This window comes from Arthrobacter flavus (assembly GCF_039526005.1).
Classification (GTDB): domain Bacteria; phylum Actinomycetota; class Actinomycetes; order Actinomycetales; family Micrococcaceae; genus Arthrobacter_D; species Arthrobacter_D flavus.
The window spans coordinates 127,560-137,403 of sequence record NZ_BAAAIJ010000059.1 but is presented as its reverse complement, the minus strand read 5'-3'; the positions used below and the strand labels follow the sequence as shown (position 1 = coordinate 137,403).

The following is a 9,844-nucleotide window of genomic DNA, read 5'->3' as shown; positions in this document are numbered from 1 at the left end:
GACTTTCCGGGACCGTATACCGGTCCCGGCCGACGCTCAGGACAGCACCGGTCTCGGGGTGGGTGAGGATCCGGGTGAATCCCTTGGCGTGGGCGGCGAGGTTCCGGGCGGTGTCCGGGTCGATCGGCCCATACCCGGCCAGGTCCGCTGGTGCTTCGCCGCCGAGCAGGGTCATCACGGGTACGGTCACGAACACCACCGGGTGCACCCCCAGCACCGCCGCCAAATCCACCCCACCAGCACCGCTGGATACACCCCCACCGCCAGCGGTCCCTAGAGCGCCGGTTGCTGGAGCGCCGGTTGCTGGATTGCCAGTGCCGGTGGTGTGTGTGCTGGTGGTGCCTGGATTGCCAGTGGTGCTGGGTTCGCAGTGGTGGGTGAGGAGGTCGGTGAGGACGTCGGTTTTGAGTTGGGTGAGGGTGCGGTCCTCGTGCGGGTGTTGCAGGGCACGGGCCATGAAGGTCAGGCGGTGTTCGATGCCGCAGGCCTGTTCGGCGGGGAGGTAGGCCGAGAACCAGGCCATGCCGTCGTGGGCGGGGGTGAGTTCCACGTGCCGGTCCTCAACGGCTGCGGCCTTGCGGGTGGTGATGGAATCGGGGTGGAGCTTTTCCCGGATCCGGTGGCAGAGGCTTGTCAACCGGGGTGGAGTCAGGTGCGCTCCGCGTTGGAGGACTTGATCCTCGAACCCGGACAGCACCTCGGCCGGGAGGAACAGGGCTTCGTCGGCGATGATCTGGGCTTGCCGGACCGAGATCACACCCATTCCCAGGCACTGCAGGGTTTCCGGGAGGTCCAGGGCCAGCGTCAGGCTGTGACCCAACAGCCGGTGGGCGGCCCGCCCGGAAAGATTCAGCAGGGGTGCCAGTTCCTCGGCGGTGAGGGTGAACCCGAGCCCTGTGCCGATACCCTGCCGGGACGAGGAGCCGGAGGCGGCGAGGCTTTGCACTTCCCGGTGCAGATCAGCGACCAGCTCGGCCTGCCGGGCAGTCACCCAGGACAGCAACCGATCCGCGGCCAGTAACAAATCCGAGATCGTCGCCACCGGATCCGACGCAGCCTCAGATGGTTCGTCAGCAGCCTCAGATGGTTTGTCAGCCGGTCCGTCAGCGGCTTGTCCGGCGGGTTCCTTCGTGGGGACACGGTTGGCTTCCCCGGGCAGCAACATGGCCACCAGGGATTCGGGGCCAGCCAGTTCAACCTCGGTGGCCGCCGCAGCGATGCTACGGTCCACACCGGCTTCCTCCTGCTGCTTCATACCTCCATCACATCACCTGCCACCGACATTTTTCGGCGCCAAACAGGCCGTCAGGACCCACCCAGATTAAGCCCACAGCGAACAAGGTTCGAGCACCGGTATCCAGCACAGATCCGGTCGCCTCGCCCGAGCAACCTACCCGGGTCACGTCCACCCTAGAACTCGTTGAACTTGCCCAAAGTGGGGGAAAGATCACCTGATTGAGCCACTGTCCGACTCCGTGCCTATGCTTGGGATACCGCCCGGTACCCAACCGAAAGGACCGTGTTGAAATGGCTCATAAAGTCCAAGCCGTAGTTGTCAGGGAAAAGAACGCACCAGCCAGCATCGAGACCATCCTCGTGCCAGATCCAGGACCGGGTGAAGCACTGGTCGATATCCTCACCTGCGGCGTCTGCCATACCGATCTGCACTACAAGCAGGGTGGAATCAGCGACGATTACCCCTTCCTCCTCGGCCACGAAGCCACCGGTGTGGTCAGCGCCGTCGGAGACAACGTCACCGAGGTAGCACCCGGCGACCGCGTCATCCTGAACTGGCGTGCGGTCTGCGGCGAATGTCGTGCCTGCCGTCGCGGTGAAGCGCAGTACTGCTTCAACACCCACAACGCCACCCAGAAAATGACTCTTGAAGACGGCACCGAGCTCTCTCCTGCCCTGGGTATTGGTGCGTTCGCCGAGAAGACTCTCGTTGCCGCCGGCCAGTGCACCAAGGTGGATCCCGCAGCGGACGCGGCCGCCGTCGGCCTGCTGGGCTGTGGCGTCATGGCAGGCATCGGCGCCGCCATCAACACCGGCAACGTGCGCCGCGGCGACTCGGTAGCCGTCATCGGTTGCGGCGGTGTGGGCAGTGCAGCCATCGCCGGCGCCAAGCTCGCGGGTGCGACGACGATCATCGCCGTAGACATCGATGACCGGAAGCTTGAGGCAACCAGGAAACTGGGGGCCACCCACACGGTCAACTCCAAGGACCAGGACGCCGTCGAGGCCATCCAGGCCCTCACCGACGGCAACGGCGCCAACGTGGTGATCGACGCCGTCGGCCGCCCCGAAACCTACAAGCAGGCGTTCTACGCACGCGATCTCGCCGGCACCGTGGTGCTAGTCGGCGTGCCTACCCCGGACATGGTGCTGGAACTGCCGCTGCTCGATGTCTTCGGCCGCGGCGGCTCGCTCAAGTCGTCCTGGTACGGCGACTGCCTCCCCTCCAGGGACTTCCCGATGCTGGTCAGCCATTACCAGCAGGGCAACCTGGACCTGGATGCCTTCGTCACCGAACGGATCACACTCGACCAGGTTGAAGCCGCGTTCGACAAGATGCACGACGGCTCGGTGCTGCGCTCGGTGGTGGAACTCTGATGGCCGCGCGCGTTGAACACCTGCTGACCAGCGGAACCTTCTCCCTCGATGGCGGCACCTGGGACGTTGACAACAATGTCTGGATCATCGGCGATGACACCGAGTGCATCGTCATCGACCCTGCTCACAACGCTGCAGCAGTAGTGGAACAGATCAATGGCCGGCAGGTCCGAGCCATCCTGCTCACCCATGGGCACGATGACCACATCCGTGCGGTCGGCGACGTCTACGACGCCGTCCGGGGACCCATCCACCTGCATCCGGCCGACCGGATGCTGTGGGACCAGGTCTACCCCGATCCAGCACCGGACCAGGATATCAAGGACGGCGACGAGTTCACGGTCGCTGGCGTCACCCTGAAGGCGCTGCACACCCCCGGTCACTCCCCCGGGTCCGTGAGCTTCTACCTCGAAGAGGCAGGCACCGTCTTTACCGGCGACACCCTGTTCCAGGGCGGTCCCGGCGCGACCGGCCGGTCCTTCAGCGACTTCCCCACCATCATCGAATCCATCCGGGACCGCCTGCTCAGCCTCCCGGCTGATACGGTGGTTCGCCCCGGACACGGCGATTCAACGACGGTGGGCGCCGAGGCACCATCACTTGATGAATGGATTGCGCGCGGCCACTAGACCCTGCGTGCCACGTAGAGCACAACCAGGACGACGACGACCGCCCCGTGGCCAGCTGGCCGCGGGGCGGTTCGCTGGTTAAGACCCCCACCGTAGACCCGGTGGAAACCGGCGCGATCAGCTCCCCACGGTCATTCTGGCTGTCAGGATACGCTGGGCCGGATCACTGGGGAAGTCTCCGACGGCTCAAACCCATAGCCCGAGCGGCGGTAGGCGGCCAGGACAGCGTCTTCGACGTCGTCGACGGTCAGACCACCCACCAGGTCATTCGCGGCGCCGGCCGTGGCCGGGTCCCAGTCGAGTCCCATCGCCGCGTACGACGACGTCAACACCTCCCGGATGGGTGCCGAGTCTTCCACCACAATGACCGAGGAGAAGAGCCAGGCCCCGGCGACCACCCGCTGGGCTGTCCCCACCAGCTTCACGCGCCGACCGTCGTCGCCAATGCCGTGCACGCTGTATTCCCCGGGACAATACTCGCCGGGAATTTCCCCCACCGCCGCGGTCACACCCACCGAACGCAACGCCGACGCAAGCAATTCACCGAATCCAGAAAAGCGGTTCCGCGACCCGGCGACCGCGTCGGTCTGCGGCTCCACATGATCGATCACCAGGCAGCCACGATGATAGGCAGCGGCCCTGCCTCCCGCCCGGCGCACCAGCGGCTCAAACCCCAGCGCCCGCGCAGCGTCCTCGGCGGCCGGGAAACCCGGCAACCGCGTATCGCGTTGCCCGAACGCCACGGTGGGCTCCGGCCGGTACAGTCGCAGCGTTGCCGGACGATCCCCCGCCGCCACAGCGCGCAGCAAGGTGATGCCCTCCACCAGGTCAGCGGCGGCACCGGCCGAAGCAAGACGGCGCACCACGAACAGGTCAGCACCGGTCATCTGGGTTAGGCTCCTGTCCATGATCTTCCTGCAGTTTCTGGTGGCCGCAGCAACATTCCTGCTGCTGGACGCCGTATGGCTCAAATCGATGAGCAAGTTTTATCGTCGGCACCTCGGCGACCAGCTGGCCGACAAACCCAATTTTCTCTATGCGGCAGCGTTCTACCTAATCTATATAGCGGGCATCGTGCTCTTCGCCGTCCAACCCGCATTGGCTGCCGAGTCTTGGTTGGCAGCGCTGGGCTACGGTGGGGCGCTGGGCTTTTTCGCCTATGCAACCTATGACCTCACCAACGCCTCGACACTGAAACGGTGGCCGGCGGTCCTGATCGCCGTGGACCTCGCCTGGGGTGCCGCACTGACCGGACTGATCACCGTCGTGACATACCTGGTTTTCGTGTGATCCGGTTTGTGACCGACGACGGCGTGTAGCCGCCACGAGTCCCGATTCCGGGTGGGACACTTATCAGGTGACGCCGCATACCCCGCAACTATCCCGCCGGTCAGCGGCCCCGCAGCCGCGCACCCTGATTGATATCCTCACCTCCACGGCGGACTCGTTTCCTGACGCTTCAGCGCTCGACGACGGCACCACCAGCCTCAGTTACGCCGAGTTGCTCTCGAGCGTCAGGGCGATGGGGAAAAAGCTTCACCTGGCCGGGCTGGGCGCAGGCGACAGGATCGGGGTGCGCATTCCGTCCGGAACCGCCGAGCTCTACATCGCCATCCTTGCGGTCCTCATGATTGGCGCTGCCTACGTCCCGGTGGACGCCGACGACCCCGACGAACGCGCCAAACTTGTGTTCTCCGAAGCGAAGGTCGCGGGCATCCTGCGCGCGGGCCGCACACCTGTGGTTCAAAAGGGACGGAAGGCGCCCTTCCCTGCACCGAGGATGCCAACCCCCGACGACGACGCCTGGATCATTTTCACCTCCGGCTCCACCGGAACACCCAAGGGTGTTGCAGTGTCGCACCGTTCGGCGGCGGCATTTGTCGATGCTGAGGCCCGTTTGTTCCTCCAGGCCGACCCGGCCGGCCCCACCGACCGGGTCCTCGCCGGACTCTCCGTCGCCTTCGACGCCTCCTGCGAGGAAATGTGGTTGGCGTGGCGAAACGGCGCCTGCCTGGTTCCGGCCCCGCGAGCCCTGGTGCGATCGGGCATGGATCTCGGTCCATGGCTCATCACCCACGGCATCACCATGGTTTCGACGGTTCCTACCCTTGCTGCCCTGTGGCCGGTCGAATCTCTCGAAGCCGTCAGACTGCTGATTTTCGGCGGAGAGGCCTGCCCACCCGAGCTCGCAGCGAGACTGGCGACCGAGGACCGGGAGCTGTGGAACACCTACGGCCCCACAGAGGCGACGGTCGTCGCGTGTGCCGCGCTGCTCGGCGGCCCAGGACCGGTGCGCATCGGGCTACCCCTGGACGGCTGGGATCTCGCCGTCGTCGACAGTTCAGGCATCCCGGTAGCCGCCGGCGAGGTCGGTGAGCTGATCATCGGCGGAGTTGGGCTGGCCCGCTACCTAGATCCGCAGAAGGACAAGGAAAAATACGCTTCAATGCCGTCGCTGGGTTGGGACCGCGCCTACCGCAGTGGGGACCTGGTCAGGTTCGACCCGGCTGGGCTCGAGTTCATGGGACGCGCCGATGAACAGGTGAAGCTGGGCGGCCGACGGATCGAACTCGGTGAGGTGGACGCCGCCCTGCAGTCCCTGCCCGGCGTCGCAGGTGCCGCAGCGGCGGTGCAGACCACCGCCGCGGGTAACCAGATCCTGGTGGGCTATCTTGTCGCTGCCGGAGCGCCGCTCGACCTGCCGGAGCTGCGCACCCAGCTCGCTGGCTCACTCCCCGCGGCACTGATTCCAATGCTCAGTGAAACCGACTCGCTACCGACCAAAACCAGTGGAAAAGTGGACCGGTCGGCTCTCCCCTGGCCACTCGCCCAGCCCGGCGACGACGCCGTCCCGGCCCTCGACGACGAAGCCCGGTGGGTGGTCGATCAGTGGACGGCGGTACTTGGCGTTCCGGCGTCGGGACTGGACGCGGACTTCTTCGCCCACGGTGGCGGCAGCCTGTCTGCGGCGCAACTGGTGTCCGCGCTGCGACAGCAGTATCCGACGGTCACGGTTGCCGACATTTACGCCCACCCGCGGGTGGGCGCACTGATTGAGATGGTGAAGGGATCGGAACCGGTCGGCGGCACGATCAGGATTGAGCGAAATGTCGCCCGCACCACCCGCAAGGCCCAGATCTTCCAGACGCTGATGGGCATTCCCCTGTTCATGCTGGTGGGGATGCGCTGGCTGACCTACCTGATGATCATCAACCAGGTTCTCGTGATCTCCGGGATCGCCGCGCCGACCACGCTGTCCTGGTGGTGGATCCTTGCCAGTTGGATCGTGTTCGTCAGCCCGCTGGGGCGGATGGGTATTTCGGTTGTCGCCGCGAGGATCCTGCTGCGCGGGGTCCAACCGGGCAGCTATCCCCGCAGTGGCAGGGTGCACCTGAAACTCTGGCTGGCCGAACAAATCGCGGACATGGCAGCCGCCGTCAGCCTTGCCAGCGCCCCGTGGGTCACCTACTACGCCCGGGCATTGGGGGCAAAGATCGGGCGCGACGTCGACCTCCACTCGGTGCCCCCGGTCACCGGAATGCTTCATCTTGGCAGCGGAAGCTCCGTCGAACCCGAGGTGGACCTCTCCGGCTGGTGGATCGACGGCGACCTGGTCCACATCGGCAGGATCAGCATCGGGGAACGGGCCCTCATCGGCACCAGAAGCACGCTCATGCCCGGTGCGCGAGTGGGAGCCGACTCGCAGGTCGCCCCGGGGTCGGCGGTTCTGGGCAAGGTACGACCCGGCCAACAGTACGCTGGGTCACCTGCCACCCGGATCGGGAAGGCCAAGCCCATTTGGCCCGATGCACCGGCGTCGTCGCCGTCGGTTACCCTCAGCTTCCCGGCGTTCGCTGCCGCCTCGGGGGTCCTCTCGGGCATCCCCTATCTGGCCGCCGCGATTGCTGCCCTGCCGATCCTCGCCGTCCTGCGCGGCACGTCAGGGTTGTCCGACGCCCTGCCTCAACTCGCCTGGTCGGCGCCCATCGCTGGCCTGCTCTGGTTTGTGGCAACGATGATCCTGATCCTGGCAGCCGTCAGGCTGCTCGGCATCGGGCTGCGGGAGGGGTATCACCGGGTCCGGAGCCGTGTGGGCTGGCAGGTCTGGGCCACCGAACGCGTCCTTGACCTGGCCCGTGATCTCCTCTTCCCCCTGTATGCGAGCCTGTTCACGCCGGTGTGGCTGCGACTGCTCGGCGCTAGGGTCGGCAAGAATGTCGAGATTTCGACGGTGCTGCTGGTTCCGAAAATGACCACCATTGGCGACGGCGCCTTCCTCGCCGATGACACGATGGTCGCATCCTACGAGCTCGGTGGCGGCTGGATGAAGGTAGCGCCGGCGAAAATCGGGAAACGGGCGTTCCTCGGCAATTCGGGGATGACCGCCGCGGGCCGCCGGGTTCCCAAAAACTCGCTGGTGGCGGTGCTGTCCGCTACCCCCGCCAAGGCCAAGGCCGGTACGTCCTGGTTGGGAAGCCCTCCGGTCCGGTTGCGCCGCACCCAGATGGACGCCGATCAGACCCGGACCTTCGACCCACCCCGACGGTTGAAGGTGGCACGGGGTGCATGGGAGGTGTGCCGGCTCGCCGCGACGCTGCTGACCGTGGTGATCGCAGTGTTGGTGCTCGTGGGACTCGATGCCATTGCCGGGCAGTGGAGCTACCTGGTTGCTGCACTTCTGGGCGGACTGGTGATGATCACGGCCGGCGCGGTGGCGGCTGTGAGCGCGGTCGCCGTCAAATGGCTGCTGGTCGGCCGAATCAGTGCGGGTGAACACCCTCTCTGGAGTTCGTTCATCTGGCGCAACGAGGTTGTCGACGCCTTCATCGAAACGGTTACCGCCCCATGGTTTGCCCGGGCGGCGAGCGGCACTCCCGCACTTGTGTGGTGGTTGAGGGCTCTGGGAGCCAAGATCGGCCACGGCGTGTGGTGCGAAAGCTACTGGCTGCCGGAAGCGGACCTGGTGACCCTGGGTGACAGCAGCTCGGTCAACCGGGGGTGCGTCATCCAGACCCATCTCTTCCATGACCGGGTGATGTCCATGGACACCGTAACCTTGAAGGATGGCGCAACCATGGGACCACACGGAGTGATACTTCCTGCCGCCTGCTTGGCTACCGGGTCAACGGTTGGACCGGCGTCACTGGTGATGCGGGGCGAGACGGTCCCGGCGGGAAGCTACTGGATCGGCAACCCGGTCAGCCCGTGGAAAAGTCCGGCGGTATCGCCATGAGAGAAGCCATCAAGAGCATTGTCGGCCGCTTGGGTGACACGCTCGATCCCTATACCCCAGGGCATGGGTCCGCCGACTGGACGGCCGTGCACTATGACCTTGATCTTGACTACCGGCTAGCCAGCAACCGGCTGACCGGCCGCGCTGTCGTCACCGGTCGCGCCGCCGGTTCCTCGTCCCAGCTTCTGGAGCGGATTGAGCTGGATCTGGCGGGGTTGAAAGCCAGCAGGGTTACCCTGAGCGGCGGGCAGGTTCTGCGCTTCACCACACGGGGATCCCGGCTGATCGTCACCCCGAGTGAACCCATCGGCGGTGGTCAGGAATTCACCCTCGACATCAAGTACGGCGGAAACCCCAAACCCACCAGAAGCACCTGGGGCGAGGTGGGCTGGGAGGAGCTCACCGACGGCGTCCTCGTCGCTGGACAGCCCACCGGCGGCCCTTCGTGGTTCCCATGCAACGACCATCCCAGCCACAAAGCCACCTACCGGATGGCTGTCACCACCGACGCGAACTACCGCGCAATCTGCAATGGCCGGCTGGTATCCCATACGCCCAAAGCGAGTCGCGGCACCTGGGTGTACGACCAGCCAGAGCCGATGGCCACCTATCTGGCCACCGTCCAGATTGGCCGCTACCAGCTGGAGCGGTCCAGCACCACCCCCGTACCGCAGTTCACGGCCGCGCCCGTGGGGCTGCGGGAAGCGGCACGGCGCGCACTCACGCGTCAGCACGAGATGGTCAGTGCCTTCACCGAGCTTTTCGGCCCTTACCCGTTTGATGCGTACACCGTGGTGGTGGCCGACGATGTCCTGGAGATTCCGTTGGAAGCGCAGTCGTTGTCGATTCTGGGCAGCAACCACCTCACCACTGGGTGGGAATCTCAGCGGCTCATCGCCCATGAGTTGTCCCACCAGTGGTTCGGTAACTCTTTGACGGCGAGTGCCTGGCGGGATATCTGGCTGCACGAGGGCTTTGCCTGCTACGCCGAATGGCTGTGGTCGGAACGGTCGGGGTCCCTTTCCACCTCGCAACGAGCTGCCGAGGCGTGGCGCGGGCTCGCCGCAGAACCGGAGGATCTGATCATCGGGGACCCCGGCGGCTCGGACATGTTCGACGACCGGGTTTACAAACGCGGCGCTCTGGCGCTTCACGCGTTGAGGACCGCCGCCGGGGACGAGCTCTTTTTTGGGATGCTTCGCGACTGGACCGCACGGTTCAGGCACCGGAACGTTAGCACTGCCGACCTGATCGACCTGGCCAACGCGAACTGCTCCGGGGTCCCTGGCTTCGACGCCGCAGCCATCCTCCAGCCCTGGCTGTACCAGCCGGAGCTACCGAACCTGCCCTAACCAGCCGGTGGCGGCAG

General features: G+C 65.7%; 7 protein-coding genes. 5 read left to right on the top strand and 2 right to left on the bottom strand.

The genetic code is table 11. The annotated features are described in order from the left end of the window. The coding region (locus ABD059_RS15615) for a DUF222 domain-containing protein (RefSeq protein WP_343881708.1) at window positions 1-1,255 on the bottom strand (1,255 nt) is incomplete at its 3' end. 272 nt (window positions 1,256-1,527) lie between these two features. On the opposite strand from ABD059_RS15615, the gene ABD059_RS15610 reads away from it, so the two are divergent. Together ABD059_RS15610 and ABD059_RS15605 are read left to right on the top strand one after the other, a co-directional pair. Further along, window positions 1,528-2,613 (top strand): S-(hydroxymethyl)mycothiol dehydrogenase, encoded by a 1,086-nt coding sequence (locus ABD059_RS15610; protein ID WP_343881706.1) that lies wholly within the window; start codon window positions 1,528-1,530, stop codon window positions 2,611-2,613. Then, complete coding sequence (locus tag ABD059_RS15605; RefSeq protein ID WP_343881704.1) at window positions 2,613-3,242, top strand: MBL fold metallo-hydrolase; 630 nt, start codon at window positions 2,613-2,615, stop codon at window positions 3,240-3,242. The genes ABD059_RS15610 and ABD059_RS15605 overlap by 1 nt, the downstream gene beginning before the upstream one ends. 143 nt (window positions 3,243-3,385) lie before the next feature. Here ABD059_RS15605 and ABD059_RS15600 read toward each other — a convergent pair whose 3' ends face one another. Then, entirely contained in the window at window positions 3,386-4,150 is a 765-nt protein-coding gene (locus ABD059_RS15600; protein WP_343881702.1) for a lipoate--protein ligase family protein, read from the bottom strand. Between ABD059_RS15600 and ABD059_RS15595 the strand changes: the two genes are divergently transcribed. From ABD059_RS15595 to ABD059_RS15585, 3 genes are all read left to right on the top strand, one after another. Further along, complete coding sequence (locus tag ABD059_RS15595; RefSeq protein WP_343881700.1) at window positions 4,149-4,532, top strand: DUF2177 family protein; 384 nt, start codon at window positions 4,149-4,151, stop codon at window positions 4,530-4,532. The genes ABD059_RS15600 and ABD059_RS15595 overlap by 2 nt on opposite strands. Window positions 4,533-4,599: 67 nt before the next feature. Beyond that, window positions 4,600-8,475 carry a Pls/PosA family non-ribosomal peptide synthetase gene (locus tag ABD059_RS15590; RefSeq protein WP_343881698.1) on the top strand — a complete coding sequence of 1,292 codons (3,876 nt, stop codon included), beginning with the start codon at window positions 4,600-4,602 and terminating at the stop codon, window positions 8,473-8,475. Next, entirely contained in the window at window positions 8,472-9,827 is a 1,356-nt protein-coding gene (locus tag ABD059_RS15585) for a M1 family metallopeptidase (RefSeq protein ID WP_343881696.1), read from the top strand. Before ABD059_RS15590 ends, ABD059_RS15585 begins: the two co-directional genes overlap by 4 nt. Window positions 9,828-9,844: the final 17 nt, after the last annotated feature.

Excerpts from the sequence above, each read along its gene's own strand:
- ABD059_RS15610 (WP_343881706.1), top strand. The coding sequence starts at position 1,528 with ATGGCTCATAAAGTCCAAGCCGTAGTTGTCAGGGAAAAGAACGCACCA.
- ABD059_RS15605 (WP_343881704.1), top strand. The coding sequence starts at position 2,613 with ATGGCCGCGCGCGTTGAACACCTGCTGACCAGCGGAACCTTCTCCCTC.
- ABD059_RS15595 (WP_343881700.1), top strand. The coding sequence starts at position 4,149 with ATGATCTTCCTGCAGTTTCTGGTGGCCGCAGCAACATTCCTGCTGCTG.
- ABD059_RS15600 (WP_343881702.1), bottom strand. The coding sequence starts at position 4,150 with ATGGACAGGAGCCTAACCCAGATGACCGGTGCTGACCTGTTCGTGGTG.
- ABD059_RS15585 (WP_343881696.1), top strand. The coding sequence starts at position 8,472 with ATGAGAGAAGCCATCAAGAGCATTGTCGGCCGCTTGGGTGACACGCTC.